This is a genomic window from Aeromonas sp. FDAARGOS 1411 (genome assembly GCF_019047125.1).
GTDB classification, from domain to species: Bacteria; Pseudomonadota; Gammaproteobacteria; order Enterobacterales; family Aeromonadaceae; genus Aeromonas; species Aeromonas veronii.
Map to the genome: position 1 here is coordinate 1,140,232 of NZ_CP077214.1, position 15,769 is coordinate 1,156,000.

The following is a 15,769-nucleotide window of genomic DNA, read 5'->3' on the forward strand; positions in this document are numbered from 1 at the left end:
ATGTGATTTGGTTTTGTGGTCTTGCATGTCAGCACAAGGGAGAGTGGATTCATTCGTCTTCAATGTGCCCAAGACTATGTCTTTGCATCACATTTCTTCTAACCCAAAGTAGATACTCGACATATCTCCTTGATAGCTTAGTCGCCTCGACATGTTTAGCCTTGGACTGCCTGCCAGCTTATCGAGTCGGGATTTACTAATCATATTGAGCATCATGGAGAGTCGTATGCGTTATGTTGCGTTTGCTGTTGGATTAGCACTTTTTGGTTCGGTTGCCCATGCAGCCACCCAGTACACAGGCGATAAGGTCCAAGGTATACCTGTGATTTCAGCACTCGATGTCGCTGATCTTGCTACAGGCCAGCACCGTTTTATGTTCGAGGGCGTCGAGACCGGAACTGGTCAACGTTGGTACGTGCCGATCATGGTGGCCAAAGGGGCTACCGATGGTAAAAAAGTATTGCTACAGGCTGGAGTACATGGTGACGAACTCAATGGTGTTCGGATCGTACAAAAGGCGATGGCACAACTTGAACCGGCCAAGATGAAAGGGACCGTCATTGGGGTTATTGGCCCCAATCGTTCCGGTTTAGAGCGAGTGTCGCGTACATGGGCAATATCGACTGACGGTGGTGATGTGATCGATTACAACCGGATTCATCCAGGTAAAGAGACAGGTAATGCTCCCGAGCGTCAGGCATGGCTGATGTGGAACAAAATCTACAAAGGGAATGTCGATTTGGCCATCGACTATCACACTCAGTCTACTGGGACGGCATACCCACTCTTTATTTATGCCGATTATCGCAATGCGGATGTAAAGACCATTGCGGAACTGTTCCCTGCCGACCAAATTAAAAAGGATCCTGGTGAAGCGGGGTCGATGGAAACTACGTTTGTTGAGAATGGCATTCCGGCTATAACCGCAGAAGTAGGCGAGCCACGGGTGTATCAACAGGATATGATTGATCGAGGCTTACAGGGGGCCTTAAACGTATTGCGTCACTACAAGGTGATAGATGGAAAGCTTGGGGCCACCGCCGAGAGCCACAAGACATACATAGGTAATGAAATGAGCTCGATTCGGGCAACGACTGGTGGCTTTGCAGAAGTCCTCGTCAAGTTGGGGGACGATGTGAAGAAGGGCCAGAAGGTTGCTTTGCAGCGTAATGCTTTTGGTGATGTAGTGGCTGAATATACTGCGAATATGGACGGTAAAGTGCTTGCAGTCGGCACTGATGCTGTACGTGAGCCTCGGGCGTTACTGGTTCGGATTCTGGGGCAAAATCCTGCGGACACTTGCAAAAATGGCTGCTAAGTAAGGGATGCAGCTATCGCGACAAGGAACATGTTTCCGTCAAGGTCAGCTTTGGATGCACGACCAAACACTCTATATTGAGCGTCACTTTTAGATCAAAGTATGAGGGGCCCGCAGGCCCCTCGTTTGGTTATACGGTGTAGTTGGCACCGAGCTCTGTCTTACTGGTGGATGATGCCGTCATGTCAGCCATCTCGCTATCGAGCAGGGTCAACCCGATGACGGTTGCCTTGCTGTTGTAGCGGGGGACTGCAAAGCCCTTCTCCATCAGCTTCTTCTTGAGGGCCAACTGCTTCATGGCCCATTCACCGTTCTGCTCTGCCCAGCGGCTGTAGGCCGCATAGACCTCGCTCATGGGCACTTTGGCCCCTGCTCTGGCCTGGGTGCACTCTTCAAGGAAGCAGCCAACCATATCCGACTCGGCACGGTAGGTCTCGACATCCTGCTTGAGGCGAGCAGGAATCGACGCCTTGAGCCTCTGCTCTTGCCACATCTGGCAGCCCTGGATGGCCCAGTTCAGAATGCCGGGCATCTCGGCTCGCAGCTTCTCCATCAGCATGGGGTCCAATTGTGCCTTCGTGAAGGAGGCATTGAAGGGCAGCATCAACATCCGACGCCACATGCCATTGCTGGTATCGCGGATCTCGGGCTTGTGGTTGCCCACCATCACCAGAGAGAAGGTAGGACGGAACTCCATCTCCTTCTTGGCGTAGGGTGCACGAGCGACAATCACGTCATCCCCTGTCATGGCCTTCACCAAGTTCTCATCCATACGGGCCCCCTCAGGCAGCTCGTTGGCGACCACGAGACGTGCATCCACCAGCTTGGTCAGGGACGGGTTCGGCCCGGTATTGCCGTTGCGGTTGAACAGCAAGACGTTACTGCTGATCTGCCGACTGAACTCTCCCAGCAACTGCTGAATGACCGACATGAAGGTACTCTTGCCGTTGCAACCGCCTCCGTAGAGGAAGAACAGGAGTTGTTCATCGGTGCGGCCGGTGATCCAGTAGCCCACACAACGTTGCAGGAAGGCGGCATACTCGGCATCGTCACAGGTGATCTCGCTGATGAACTGCTCCCATCGCGGGCAGACAGCGGCTGGGTCATAGGCCACTGGGCTATGGTGGGTAATCATGAATGCCCGTCTCGGTGCCAATAGGCGACCCGACTTCAGGTCGATGACACCATTCGCCGTGCCCAACAGCATCGGATTGGCGTTCAGCTCGTGCAGTCTTGCCGTCATCATCGGCTTGGCCAGCTCCAGCATATTTTGAATGCCAGCCCGGTTAAGGCTGCTTGAGCCGTGTCTGAGCACTGCATAGGCCCAAGACAGCTCCTCTTTCTTGCACGCTTGCTTGATCAACATCTGTCCGATTTCCTGGATCTCTTTGCCCACGGTTTGAGCAAGGGTCATGGGCGTCAAGTCATTCTGGGTCCAGTGCGTACCATCGAAGTAGATAAAGCCACCTAACTCAGGGACGAACTTCAGGTTATGCCCGTGCATCTGCACAAACCGTTCGGCGTTGGCCGAATCGTTGAGCTCGTTTTCAAAGATGGCAGTACGTGGCATGACCTTGACGACTTCCGGCTGCTGATCATCGTCCTGAAAGGCTTCGGCTTCGGCTTCGGCTTCGGCTTCGGCCAAACTGCAAGATGCGGTAGATGATGGGGCTACCCTGCAGATCCTTTACGAGGGAAAGACTGCCGACAGTGCCATCAACGATAAGTCTGGTTTCGACACAAAGTTCGAAGACCTGTTCAAAGATCGCTCCGAGGCAGAACTATTGGCCATTCGCCGCAAGTACGGGGCGGAAGGGGATATCCTGGAGGCCAAGGCCCGTATTGAGGCCATTGCCAGAGATTTGGTAAAACACTACCTTCGCAACATTTTGCCATCCGGTTTCAAGGCTCAGGTTGTCTGTTCTTCCAAGTTGGCAGCTATCCGTTATCAGGAAGCCATTGACAAGGCTCTGGCCGAAGAGATTGCAGCCTACGAAAAGCAGCCGCCCTCGTCAGTAAGCCCTGAGTGGCTGGTTCGTCTCAAGTTTCTCAAGACTGCAGTGGTTATCTCTTCGGATGGTACTAACGAGTCGGCTGCATTTATTCAGGCTCGCAAACAGGCCAATGAGCTCAATGCGGTTGAGAACTTCAAGAAAAAATTTGACGAGGCCAATCCCAATACGGGTGTCGCGTTCCTGATCGTTTGTGACATGCTGCTTACCGGCTTCGATGCCCCCATCGAGCAGGTGATGTACCTGGACAAGAAGTTGCGGGAACACAACCTGTTGCAAACTATTGCGAGGGTAAACCGAACCGCCAAGGAGAAGACTCGTGGCTACATCGTCGATTACATCGGTTTGGCCCATCATCTGCACGAAGCTCTCGCTATGTACTCACAGGATGATCGAAACGATATCCTGAACAGTTTGCAGAGTATCGACAGTGAACTGCCGGTACTTGAGAGCCGTTATCGCCGCTTGCTACAACTTTTTACCGATGCTGATGTTCAACAAATTGAAGCCATGGTGATGCAAAAGCTGGGGCCAGATGAACATTATCAGGTGCAGTTGAATGCTATCGAAGTGTTGGAAGACCCCAGACGGCGGGACAGTTTCAACGTGTTCCTGAAAAAGTTTTTGCAGAGTATGGATATCGTCATGCCAAGTGCCCTGGCCAATCCATACAAGATCCCCATGTACCAGTTTGTCCACATTCAGGCGAAGGCGAAGGAGCGTTATAAAGACGAGACCATGAGCTTTAGCGGGGTGGGCGAGAAGATCCGCAAGCTTATAGACGAACACCTGATCAGCCTGGGTATCAACCCCAAGATCAAGCCGATGGAGCTGTTTAGCGACAGCTTTATGACCCAGAACGCCCAAGAGCCTGACTTGAAGGCTCAAGCCAGCGAAATGGAACATGCCATCCGTAAGCACTGCAAGGTAAATGCGGAAGATGACCCGGTTTTCTTCAAAAAGATGAGCGAGAAGCTGGAGGAGATCATCAAGAAGCACGCTGGCAACTGGGAGCAGATGATGCTTGAGCTGGCTGCTTTGCGTAAAGATGTGCTGGCGGGGCGAGGCCCCGACGCCAAAGTCGAAGATCCCTTCTTTGATTTGATAGTCAGTATCGCCTTTACGAGTGGCAATTTGACTGAGTATGTGGAGCAGGTGAAAGCATGCCTCGACAAGATCATGGAATTGCTGAATGAAAATATCGGCAATCTGGATTTTTGGGAAAGGGCCGATCTGGTATCGGACCTGAAAGGGCAAATCAAGAAAGAGTTGTTTCTCAGCAAAGTACCGCAACTGAAGGCTCAACGGGAACAACTGGCGGTTGAGGTTGTTGCTCTGGCTCGTCGTCGTAGTGCCGAGGTATTGGGCATGAGCCATATGGCAGACAGTAGTGAGTCGATTTGATGCTCTGTTACAAAGACATCCAGTACCGGCTCAAGCAGAGCAAACGCAAGACGACCAGCATCTTTATTGAGCGAGACGGCAGCGTGTCAGTGTTGGCTCCAGAAGGATATGATGCCGAAAAAATCGAGCAGATCCTGGAGCAGAAGCGTAGCTGGATTTATCGTAATCTGGCCGAGTGGGAAGACCTTAACCGAACTCATGTCGAGCGTCAGTTTGTCAGTGGTGAAGGGTTCCCCTATCTAGGCAGCAACTATCGCCTCAAGCTGGTGGATGATCAGCAGGAAGACCTGATCCTCAAGAATGGTTACTTCTTGATGAGGCGTGACAGAGCTGATCGGGGAATGGAGCTGTTCAAACACTTCTATCGCAATAAGGGATTGGCCAGGGTAACAAAGCGAGTTGCCTATTACGCTCCCAAACTTGGAGTAGACTACCGGACAGTCAGAGTGATGGAGCTGCAGCATCACTGGGCTTCCTGTTCGACCAAGGGGGATCTGAATTTCCACTGGCGTTGCCTGATGGCACCGCTGTCTGTGCTGGATTACATCGTTGTGCATGAATTGGCCCATCGGCTCCACCGCAACCATAACGCTGCATTCTGGGATGCTGTCGATAAGGTGCTGCCGGATTACCAGAAGCAAGTCTCCTGGCTGAAACACAATGGGGCAGGGATGACGCTTTAGATGTGCCTATCGCCCGGAAAAGGGGATACACAGAGCCATAGGGGGCGACTCAGAACAGCCATTCTGCTGAAATTTTGGCATTTTTAAGAACTTTTTCTACGAGATTTCAAACAGAAAAAGTTCTATAAACAAATGAAATTTCAGCAGATTGAACATCCGACATGGCCCCTTTGCCTTTGATGGCGGGCAAAAGGGCCAGATCCAAAATCAGCAGATATTAGCTTTGCGGATTTCGCAGTGGGCGCCAGACGTATCCTGATAGCTCTTTGGCATTTGCCGGGGGCAGAGTATGCAGATCATCTGCTTCGAAACCGAAAAGATTCATCATCTCTGACAGGGAGTGACAGAGGTACTCGCCATCAGCTCGGCTGAATGTGCCGTCATAGCGCTGGATGAAGTTCGGGGTGAAGCTCTCACCTGTTGTGCAGACTGGTTGTGTCTGTATCTTGAAGTCTTCTGACTCACCTTCTGTAATCTTGACGGCGTATCCGAGCAATGGGTAACGCTCAAGGGTCGTTTCTCCGTTGTCATTTGGTTCGACAATGATGTAACCGTACTCACTGGGCTGAGCGGGGATAAAATGAGTAGTTGCCACTGGTGTTCTCCTTCACACAAAACGAGACGATATTGCTAAAGATTGGTCTCAAGTGAGTTTTAATCCCTCTTTTTTTGACCACAAGTGGAAACATATCGCGTCATAAAAGGGAAAACCGTGAAATCCGTCTAAAAATTTTTAAGAGGGCTCATAGGTGAACGTGGGCCCCTGCACCCCTTATACCGGTTCCGTTCGGATTCAATAACAACTAGGCCCCCTGGCATAAGTAACTCGTGTACCCAAACGACGCGAGGTTACTGTTATGACACATCACTACGACGATCACCCCGGACAGGGCGATCACATCATCAATCAGGCATTAGCGATTCTGGAAAGCCGACAGCGGCATCTGGGCCACGTCTTCACTCAGCCCAAAGCGGCAGCAGACTTCCTGCGGCTCAAGATGGGGGAGTACGAGCGGGAAGTGTTTGCCGTCATGCTGCTCGACAATCAACACCGACTACTCGATTACCAGGAGCTGTTCTTCGGCACCATCAATGCGGGCACTATTCATCCCCGTGAGGTGGTCAAGGCGGCCCTCAACAGAAACGCCGCAGCGGTCATTCTGGCCCACAACCATCCCTCCGGTATGGTCGACCCTTCAGACGCAGACAAAGCGATTACTACTCGTCTCAAGGATCTACTCGAGATGGTAGACGTGCGAGTGCTTGACCACTTTGTGGTGGGACAGCATGACATCGTCTCGTTTGCCGACAGGGGGCTGCTATGACCCCATCCGAACCGTTACAGGCTCTGTTCACCAAGATCATTGGCAGCTACCCCGATGCCACTGCCCTGACCCTCAACTTCCGCAGTCCCGATTATTCCGCCGACACCGGTGGTTACCGTCCGGTCGAAATCCGTCTGGAAAAACGGGCTGGTAGCTGGGGGATGGCCTACGTCACTGAGTTCACTTACCTCGGTGGTGAGCTGGTCAAGGATCTCGATTTTGACTTCAACGCCGGGCTGACCTCACAGCTCTGGTGTGGAGAGCGGCCGCTGGCCATCACCATGGACCTCTACCGGCTTTGGGAGAGGAACTTTCTCGACTATCACCGGATGGAGGTCTACCGCCTGAAGATAACCCCTGAGTAATCGCTATGAATGACTTCATGAAAACCTTGCTGCTGGACGCCTTGAAGGCAGCACTGACGGCGTTCGCGTCTGTCATCGTCAACGCGATGATGGCCCGCTACATGCCGCCACACTTCTACAACATGAACGAAGAGGACTACCCATGAACAAAATGATCCTGACCTAGGTGACTCTGGTTGCCATTGCAGGGGGAACCCTGATGATCCGCCTAATCGCTCGTGACAAGGCTCATGCCGAGGAGCTGGCCAAGGTATTGCGGATGCCGGGCGGGGCGACGCGTCATTGAGATCCCCCGGTCGGCACCCTGTATGACCAATACATAGAGCAGCCAGAGCATCTGGTTGACTACCCCTGCGGGCCCTCCATCACGGAGTGGCCCGTTTTCATTTGTATCACTGGCACAGGTCAATAGACCAAGCCCGTGTGACGCGAGCGAAAGTGCCACTTTTTGCCGGTCATATGGGTTCCTTTCGACCTTCTGACCGGTCGCGTCAGTGTACCTTGCCCTATTGACCAGGAGGAGACCATGGCACTGGTGGGATATGCACGTGTCAGCACTGTGGGGCAGAGCCTGGATGCCCAGCTTCAGGCGCTGGCCGAGTGCAGCAAGATTTTTCAGGAGAAGGTGAGCGGGGCCAAGGATGATCGCCCGCAGCTCGCGTTGATGCTGGATTTTGTTCGTGAGGGAGACGTAGTGATGGTGACCAAGCTGGATCGCTTGGCTCGCAACACTCGCCACCTGTTGGAGATCTCGGAGTACCTACACGCTAAGCGGGTTGCTCTGAGGATTTTGAATCTGGGTATCGATACCTCGACACCTACCGGAAAACTGATGTTAACCATGATCGGTGCCATCGCCACGTTTGAGCGGGAGCTGATGCTGGAGCGTCAGGCAGAAGGGATTGCTATGGCAAAACAGCGTGGGGTCTACAAAGGTCGCAAGCCGACCGCCATGGCTAAAGGGGAGGAGGTGCTGTCACTCGCTGAACGGGGACTAGCCAAGGCCGAAATCGCACGTCGAACGGGGATCAGTCTCTCCAGTGTGCAGCGGATCTTGCGTGGACTGTCTGGCGAATGAATAGTTTTGACAACAAGGAAAACGACATGGAACAAGAGAAGACGAAACAAGAGTCCGGCCGGTTCTTCGAGCAGCGGGAAACTGCATCGGCACAGGTCGCAGGTAAGTGGGCCCGCTATCGCGATTGGCTAAAGCAATCTGTGCGACTAGAACTTCCGTCCAATTCAAGCGAGGTCAACAACAACCCTTATCTGCGGGGCGGGATCTGCAGTTATAACGCCTATCTCTCGGGCATGCTGAGGGCTCACCTGTGGGGGTTGTGGCTGACGGCACTTCTCGTGCTCGCTTGGCAGTTTCTACTGCCTCGAATGGGATTAAGCATTAACTACAAAGCAGGGCTATGGCTCATCATGAGCACAGTTGTCGTTGGGACATTGCATTGGGCCATTCTGGTCTTTATTGGCTACGAGAAACGCCTCCAAGCAGCCGCACTCACAGACCCACTGAGCCGCATGATTGGTGTAGCGATCGTAGCGATGACAGCTGCAGGGGTGATCCTTGGGTGGTTCCTAAGCATTGAGCGGTCAGCGTGGTTCACAATGTTTGCCGAACATTCGAGAATTAATGCAGAGGTCTATGGGCGGGGCTTTGATGTGAAAGCCAAGACAGCAGAGCAGCTGTCCTCAATGGGTTACGATTCATGGATATTGGCAGGCCAAGTGATGGTCTACATTGGCTTGGCTTTGCTCTTCCTGATTCCCAGTTACCGCAACAGCGATAACCTTGCAGAAGAGGCGAAAGAGGCGCTAGGGAAGGCACAGGGCTATCCTACTCCGATCCTGTTGGTGTTCCATTTGCTTCTGCTGTTTCCGGCAGTGGCGATTCTGGCCTAAGGCATCGAATAAAAGGAGTTCAAAATGGGCTCCTTTTTTGCTTTAACTCTCACAAGTCGATACTGTTTGCGTGTTTTACTAACACTTGCTCTCTTGATTCAACTACGCTGGCGATTTTTAAACAGGAGGCATGGTGGTGGCCGATCAAGAGTGGCGTTGGGTGGTACAGCAACTGACTCTCTCTATGGGGAGTGATGTCATCATTTTGGGGGATTTCAACTGGTTATGTGATGACTTGCTTAGGCTAGTCGAGGGGGCGGCGCTGTGTGCGGAGGATAGCAGTGCATCACTGCAGTTGTGGGGGGAAAGCCTTTCACTGCTGGGACTAGATTGGTGTGCTCAGTGGCACGTATCTGACCTCGGGCTTACGATCAACTTTCTCCCGCTCAGTGAGGAACCAAATCATGGATCTTTATGGTGGTTGATCCAGCTATGGTATTTGAGTCTTCGATATTGTTATCCCGATCTTGAGTGGCGCTTACTCTGGCCGAAAGTCCGTGGTATATCTCAAGAACTTCCTTCGTTTCTTCTTTCTTGCCGTTATCACCGAACACCTACATTACACATTGATACTGTACAGGTGAATCGCATGCCTTCTGGGCCATTAATGGCAATGAAGGGGGCGTTGAGATATATGCTTCATCGTCTGTCACATTTTACGACCAAACCACAGGGAATGTTAGAGCAGGTCAAGAGTCAGCTGCTTCAGTCTCTACCTTATCCTCTTCCTCTTGCCGAGTTAGCCAGGGTTCGTCAAACCCCAGTCAGAACGTTGCAACGGCAATTGGGGGACCAAGGCACTACCTATAACCAGTTGCTCGAAGAAGTTCGGCGTAGCCAAGCTCAGAGCTTGCTCTCGGACAGGCGACTTACTACGAGCGAAATAAGCCTGCGCTTAGGTTATAAGGATGCCCCCAGTTTTCAACGAGTGTTTCGAAAGTGGTTTGGGGTTACTCCGGGTCACTATCGTCAGTGTTATTATGAGCCGCTCTCCCTAATTCAGGAACAGCATGCCGTTAGCCTCTACTACGCAATCAGTCATTCAGACATGAGAGTACAACACCATAGTCAAGGAAGCAGAGTGTGGATTTGCCTGAAAAACCTTGCCTTTGGAAAGTTGGTAACCATTCACGGGGAGGATAAGGATGGGGTATGGCGGCCCTATGAAGCGACCTTCGAACGAACCTTAGGGGATGGTTTTGAAATATGGTCTACTTCATGCTTGCCAGTGCATGATCCTTTTCGCTTCTACATAAATTATCGGGTGGACGGACAGACGTATGTTGATAACAACGGCGGTAAGGGCTATTGCCTTGATGGTCCAATATTACTCGGTTTGCACCAAGTTGTGTGCCATCAACTAATTAGTGTTGTGGCCCCTAATGGGGATGCATGTGTTTTGGTTCGTTTGTTTAGCCGATCAGGTTGGGATCGAGTGAGAGTAGTCGGATTGCCCACTCAATCTCTAGTTGGTCTAGAGCATCCTCATGGCTGGGAATGGCAAGGACTTATCAATTGGTCTGATGGGAATAAACCAATGAGCTTTGAGTTCGAAAGTAGCAATGGCCACCGCCTAATATTCGATAATGCTGGAGTAGGTTTTTTCCCAAAAAGATTGTGATTTGAGCTATATCACAAAATTTATGTTTGGCATTACATGCTAGTTTTGTGGCGTGTAATGCTAGCACCCTTTGTTTTGTACTCTGAAATACTTAATGAGGCTCCCAGTGTGTATAACTGCGGACGAGTATTTTAATAATATCACAGAGGGAAAATGATGAAACGAGCAATACTCTTGTCTTTATCGGTGTTATTGACAGGTTGTTTGAATGATAATACATCACAGCCTAATTATGAGAACCAACTCAGAAAGATGAGGTTTTGTATTGACTCTTTGCCAGACAATACACCTAGCGGCGATCTCCCTTATTTAGCTGGTACAATGAATAGCTGGAATGGTGGTGATGACAGCAGCGATCTTCAGAATAAACCACCAATGCCATTAGTTCGCGGTGATGCTGCTTGTCCCTATTTTATCGATGTTAACTTTAATCGTGTTGGAGATGTTCACCAATTCAAATTTACTCGCGGAAGTTGGGATTCCGAAGAATTGGATGATGAGGGCTACACGATTCATACACGTAGAGTCACTTATGAGGGGCAGTCGAAAACCCTGCATTTCTCCGTCAAAAAGTGGAAAGACTTAGAAGGCGGAGCTAAGCCAAAGCCTTCAACTCAAGTCGGTATTGTTGAGACTCATGTATTCCCTACGCCACAATTGACCACAGCCAGCCGAACAATTCGAGTCTACTTGCCTGAGGGGTATCAAGATAGCAACAAGCTTTATCCTGTTCTCTATATGTTTGATGGGCAAAAATTGTTTGATGAGACCACTTCAGAGTTTGGTATGGAGTGGCAAATTGATGAATCTATGCAGCGACTCATTCGTGAGGGAAGAGCTAAAGGATCCATCGTCGTTGGGATTGACTCACCAAATCTGTGGGATGATACAGACAGTGATTCGGATTTTAGTAAAAATAAGAATACAGCTCGTTATCGAGAATATACAGCATGGGATTGGACCTTACCTGGAGAGGGGGAAATAAAATCTCTTGGCGATAAAACAAGTGATTTCATTGCAAATCAAGTAATGCCATATATAGAGAACAATTATCGTGTCGATACTTCCAGAGAGAATACATCGTTGTCGGGGAGCTCTATGGGCGGTTATATGACTCTCTATGTTGGTACTCGCCTCAAGGAGAAAATATTTAATTTGATGGCTTTTTCTCCGGTTGCACAAGATGATCCAATGAGAGGATATATGCTTAGGGATTACTTGATTCAGCAAGCTGATCCAGATATTTATCCGCAGCGGATATACATGGATATGGGTGGTCAAGAACGGCTAGGTTATGCACCAGAACCTGAAATGCTAATCGATGGTATGCAGAAGCTATGCGAAAGTGTAAAAACAGCTGGGCATAAAGATATAACTTGCAAAGTCATTTCGGGAGGACTGCATGATGAAATATCTTGGTCTCATCGCTTTGCTGAGGTTTATATGGCAACTGTAGGAAAATAAAAACGCAGCCCGGCAGATGCCGGGCCTATGCATCGGGAGCGTGAAGTTAGTCACAGAGTTGTAATTTGGCGTGGAGAGCTATGATTTTGGCACCAAATGATAATTCTACACAAGGATGAGTTGGTAACAATGCTGACGGTTTTTAACTGAGAACAGAAATAAAATGAATAAGATAAAAAAAGCCCGCCTGGGGCTGCTGGCTACTGCGATTTCTTTCGCCATGACCGGTTGCTTCAGCAGTAACGAAAGCAGCGAATCATCTTCATATCGTCATGTTTCTTCACCGGACTGGCGTGATCAAATAGTCTATTTCCTAATGATAGACCGTTTTAATGATGGGGATCCGTCCAACAATGACCAAGGAACCGGTGAATTTGATCCCACCAGTGATAAGAGGTTTAGTGGGGGAGATATCAGTGGTGTCCGTGAGAAGTTGGATTACATATCTGAACTTGGGGCCACGGCTGTATGGATGACACCTCCAGTGGCTAATCAATGGTGGGATCCAGCCCAGAACTACGGGGGTTATCATGGCTATTGGGCTCGTGATATGCAGAAGATCGATGAGCACTTCGGAGATTTGGCGACCTATCAGGCTCTTGCAGAGGATCTGCATAAGCGAGGGATGTATCTAATCCAAGACATAGTAGTCAATCATGTTGGCAACTTTTTCACATACTCAGGAACTTATGATCCATCTAAACCTTGTGAGGGCTTCGAGCTGATACCTGGGGCATTAGCTGCGGGGCAATCGCTACCATCGCCTTTGGCGCTTAATGACTGTAATTCTTCTGAGGCACAGCAGGCTGCTATATATCACTGGACTCCCCAGATCATCGATCACAATGAGCAGGAACAACAGCTGACTTACCAGCTTTCTGACCTTGATGATCTCAATACATCTACCCCTGCAGTTCGTGATTACCTCAAGCAAAGTTATCGCTACTGGATTGACAAGGTAGGGGTAGATGCTTTTCGAGTTGATACTGTCAAATTTGTTGAGCATGATTTTTATCATGATTTCTTTCACGCTCAGGATGGCATCTTGAATCAAGCCAAAGAAACAGGCCGTAATGATTTTCTAAGCTTGGGTGAGATTTTTGAGAGCTCTAGCCCTTACAAGACCGAGGGGGAGGAAAAGTTGATCTCCTATCTTGGTACAAAAGAGAAGCCAGAGCTAGAATCACTGCTCAACTTTCCGTTACAAGCGACCATGACTCAGGTATTTGCTGGTGGCCGTCCTACTGCGGAGCTAGGTTTTCGGCTGCGTAAAATGATGGAAATGTATCCCAACCCCTATCGTCTTGGTAATTTTATCGAGAATCACGATATGGCTCGCTTCCTCGCTCAGGGCAATTTGGACGACTTAAAACAAGCACTATTCACTATGTTAACTCTCCCTGGTATTCCCGTACTTTATCAGGGAACCGAGCAAGCTTTTAGCGCTCACCGTGATGCCATGTTTGAGGGGGGATATCGAGAAGATGGCCGTCAAATCGATTCGTTCAACCCTGATTCTGACATGTATCGATTTATTCAGACTCTGACAAATCTACGTAAACAGAACAAGGTTTTATCCAGAGGTGACCTAAGCATATTAGCTGAGGAGAAAAGCGGAGCGGGTGCATTTGCGTACCGTCGTCATATGGAAGGAAGCGATTTACTCGTTATCCTTAACACAGCTCCCGAGCAGATTCTTCTCAACAAAATGAGCACAGGGCTGCCTGCTGGCACACGTCTACGTATCCTAAGTGCTCTCAATGTGTCTGAACAACATGAAATTGTGATCGCTGAAGATGGAACTTTGACTCAAGCCTTGCCTCCCAAGTCTGCTGTTATGGTCATTGCCGATGGGATAGCCGCAGTTCCTCCTCAGGAGCATGTTATGACATTGACTACGCCGCTTGAGGGGAGTGTGCTGAATGCCGATTTATCTTTGAACGGGACAGGTACACCTGGGACTCAACTCCAGCTAGTAATTGATGGGCAGTTAGATACTGCGTCGCGTGTCACAGTTGATGAAGCTGGGCAGTGGCAAGGGCAGCTGAGTGTTCGTCATTTCCAAGTGGGTGAGCAAAGTCACCGTTTGGCGCTTTTTGAGGAGCGAACAGGTAACTCGACCGCCGATATCCATTTCAAGAGCCTTCTCAGCTTCCCTTCAGTACCTAGTCAGACACTGGATGACAGTGGTGATGCCATGGATGGAAACGGTGGTCCAAACGGGGGATATGCTTTACCTGGTGATGCTAGCTATGACAAAGCCGCACCGCAGATGGCGATCGAGAAGGCGAGTGTTTACCAGGTTGGTAGCAACGTTCGTCTAAGCCTGCAGATGGCTAGTGTGACGGATACCTGGTTGCCTACACTGGGCTTCGATCATGTTGGTTTCAGTATTTTCATCCATCTTCCTGGTGTCAAAGATGGCTTGCAAGTATTACCGAAGCTAAATGCCACCATGCCAGATGGACAAACTTGGGAACGACAATTGTTGGTGTTCGGTTGGCAGAATAGTCTCTATAGCAGCAAGGGAGCGACTGCCACTCGTTATGGTGATGCTGTGACGCCTGCACCGACTATCATGGTTGACAAGGCATCTCGCACTATAAACTTGGATTTTCCCAGTGCTTCGTTGGGGCGGCCTGATTCCCTAGATGGTATTGCATTCTATGTAACAACGTGGGATTTGGATGGTCTATCAAGTACTTATCGTCCCTTGCAGCCAACATTTGGTCTTTGGAATTTTTCGGGCGGAACTGAGCAAGACCCTTTGATTTGGGATGAGCTTCCTGTACTTCGTCTGCAAGAGTGACATCTATTTAGAAAACTGAACAGGTGCCAGCAAATGAGCTGGCACCGATTTAACCCTGAGTTCTGACTCCACAGTTTTGGTTGATTACTAGCTTGTTCACTTACGGCGGTTGTCGATTTCTTTGGCTACCCCTTTGAATGGCTCCCCACCTTGTTTCTGCTCGATAAACTTGCCGCTATCCGTATCGCGTTTCGTCCAGTTCCCATTAACCGGGTTCTGAACTTGGGTACGGTCGTTGACGGAACCTTGTCGATAGCCTTTGCCTGTGTTCGTAGCCATATGTAACCTCGGGTTTAAGTGAGACCCAAAGCTACCGTTAGATTTCATTTTGCCCAATATTGGGTTGATTGTTGAGCTATTGAGGGAGGGGATGGGGCCTGTAATGAGGTGCTTGCAGTGTACGGGAGAGGGCGAGTAGGATTGGCCTGTTTGTTACCAATTTAAGCATGTCCACTTGATGTGGATGACCGTACTTCCGGCGGATTCTCGCTTGTTGAGGTTTCAGAACACTGTGATGGCAATCAGTTCCATCCCTAAGTGCCTGATTTATTTGGGCTCGCATTGATAACCCGTCGACCTGGTCAGGACCGGAAGGTAGCAGCCAAGGCGGGGGACTCGAGTGCCGGGATGTGGCTGGTAGGGCCACCACTTTTTTCTGCAATTCAATAAGTTACAGCTAATAGCCCCCTTCAGACCTCTTGGTAATCCACTGTGTGTGGATGAATCAGGAGTCTTCTCTGTGAATCTCTGGCTCAGTCCTCAAGGTATCTGGTACTACCGCAAGGTGACAGTGCTCCCATGTGGTCGTCGTAAAGAGATCAAAAAATCCCTGCATACCCGAGACAAGCCGACGGCCC

Annotated in this window: 14 protein-coding genes and 1 other RNA gene; 12 read left to right on the forward strand and 3 right to left on the reverse strand. The window is 50.0% G+C overall.

Translation table 11 applies throughout. The annotated features are described in order from the left end of the window. Positions 1-226 precede the first annotated feature (226 nt). Entirely contained in the window at positions 227-1,318 is a 1,092-nt protein-coding gene (locus tag I6L41_RS05040) for a succinylglutamate desuccinylase/aspartoacylase family protein (RefSeq protein WP_216962385.1), read from the forward strand. Between the two features lie 130 nt (positions 1,319-1,448). On the opposite strand, the gene I6L41_RS05045 is transcribed toward I6L41_RS05040, so the two are convergent. Then, positions 1,449-2,963 carry a phage/plasmid primase, P4 family gene (locus I6L41_RS05045; protein ID WP_254203396.1) on the reverse strand — a complete coding sequence of 505 codons (1,515 nt, stop codon included), beginning with the start codon at positions 2,961-2,963 and terminating at the stop codon, positions 1,449-1,451. Between the two features lie 139 nt (positions 2,964-3,102). Here I6L41_RS05045 and I6L41_RS05055 point away from each other — a divergent pair, with 139 nt between their 5' ends. Both I6L41_RS05055 and I6L41_RS05060 read left to right on the forward strand, forming a co-directional pair. Then, positions 3,103-4,734: a type I restriction enzyme endonuclease domain-containing protein gene (locus I6L41_RS05055; protein ID WP_216962387.1), complete on the forward strand. Its 1,632-nt coding sequence runs from the start codon at positions 3,103-3,105 to the stop codon at positions 4,732-4,734. Further along, entirely contained in the window at positions 4,734-5,417 is a 684-nt protein-coding gene (locus I6L41_RS05060; RefSeq protein WP_042657739.1) for a M48 family metallopeptidase, read from the forward strand. Before I6L41_RS05055 ends, I6L41_RS05060 begins: the two co-directional genes overlap by 1 nt. Before the next feature lie 217 nt (positions 5,418-5,634). Here the strand turns inward: I6L41_RS05060 and I6L41_RS05065 are convergent, their stop codons facing one another. Further along, a complete protein-coding gene (locus I6L41_RS05065) occupies positions 5,635-6,012 on the reverse strand; it encodes a hypothetical protein (protein WP_216962389.1) in 378 nt (125 codons plus the stop codon). A 262-nt stretch (positions 6,013-6,274) separates the two neighbouring features. Here I6L41_RS05065 and radC point away from each other — a divergent pair, with 262 nt between their 5' ends. From radC to I6L41_RS05100, 8 genes are all read left to right on the forward strand, one after another. Further along, positions 6,275-6,742: a DNA repair protein RadC gene (radC, locus tag I6L41_RS05070; protein WP_216962391.1), complete on the forward strand. Its 468-nt coding sequence runs from the start codon at positions 6,275-6,277 to the stop codon at positions 6,740-6,742. Next, positions 6,739-7,107, forward strand: a complete 369-nt coding sequence (locus I6L41_RS05075) for a DUF2787 family protein (protein WP_216962394.1) — start codon at positions 6,739-6,741, stop codon at positions 7,105-7,107. Before radC ends, I6L41_RS05075 begins: the two co-directional genes overlap by 4 nt. 17 nt (positions 7,108-7,124) lie before the next feature. Further along, positions 7,125-7,253, forward strand: a complete 129-nt coding sequence (locus I6L41_RS20800) for a hypothetical protein (protein ID WP_254902196.1) — start codon at positions 7,125-7,127, stop codon at positions 7,251-7,253. A 380-nt stretch (positions 7,254-7,633) separates the two neighbouring features. Further along, positions 7,634-8,185 (forward strand): recombinase family protein, encoded by a 552-nt coding sequence (locus I6L41_RS05080; RefSeq protein WP_216962396.1) that lies wholly within the window; start codon positions 7,634-7,636, stop codon positions 8,183-8,185. Between the two features lie 26 nt (positions 8,186-8,211). After that, positions 8,212-9,018 carry a hypothetical protein gene (locus I6L41_RS05085; protein WP_216962398.1) on the forward strand — a complete coding sequence of 269 codons (807 nt, stop codon included), beginning with the start codon at positions 8,212-8,214 and terminating at the stop codon, positions 9,016-9,018. 136 nt (positions 9,019-9,154) lie between these two features. Then, positions 9,155-10,639 (forward strand): helix-turn-helix transcriptional regulator, encoded by a 1,485-nt coding sequence (locus I6L41_RS05090; protein WP_216962401.1) that lies wholly within the window; start codon positions 9,155-9,157, stop codon positions 10,637-10,639. A gap of 153 nt (positions 10,640-10,792) precedes the next feature. Further along, complete coding sequence (locus tag I6L41_RS05095) at positions 10,793-12,103, forward strand: alpha/beta hydrolase (RefSeq protein ID WP_216962404.1); 1,311 nt, start codon at positions 10,793-10,795, stop codon at positions 12,101-12,103. A 163-nt stretch (positions 12,104-12,266) separates the two neighbouring features. Further along, positions 12,267-14,912, forward strand: a complete 2,646-nt coding sequence (locus I6L41_RS05100; protein WP_216962407.1) for an alpha-amylase family glycosyl hydrolase — start codon at positions 12,267-12,269, stop codon at positions 14,910-14,912. Positions 14,913-15,008: 96 nt separating this feature from the next. Here I6L41_RS05100 and I6L41_RS05105 read toward each other — a convergent pair whose 3' ends face one another. Continuing rightward, positions 15,009-15,191, reverse strand: coding sequence for a hypothetical protein (locus tag I6L41_RS05105; protein ID WP_216962410.1), 183 nt, complete (start codon positions 15,189-15,191; stop codon positions 15,009-15,011). 269 nt (positions 15,192-15,460) lie between these two features. Here I6L41_RS05105 and ffs point away from each other — a divergent pair. Further along, positions 15,461-15,554: signal recognition particle sRNA small type (gene ffs, locus I6L41_RS05110), an RNA gene on the forward strand. The last annotated feature ends 215 nt before the right edge of the window (positions 15,555-15,769 follow it).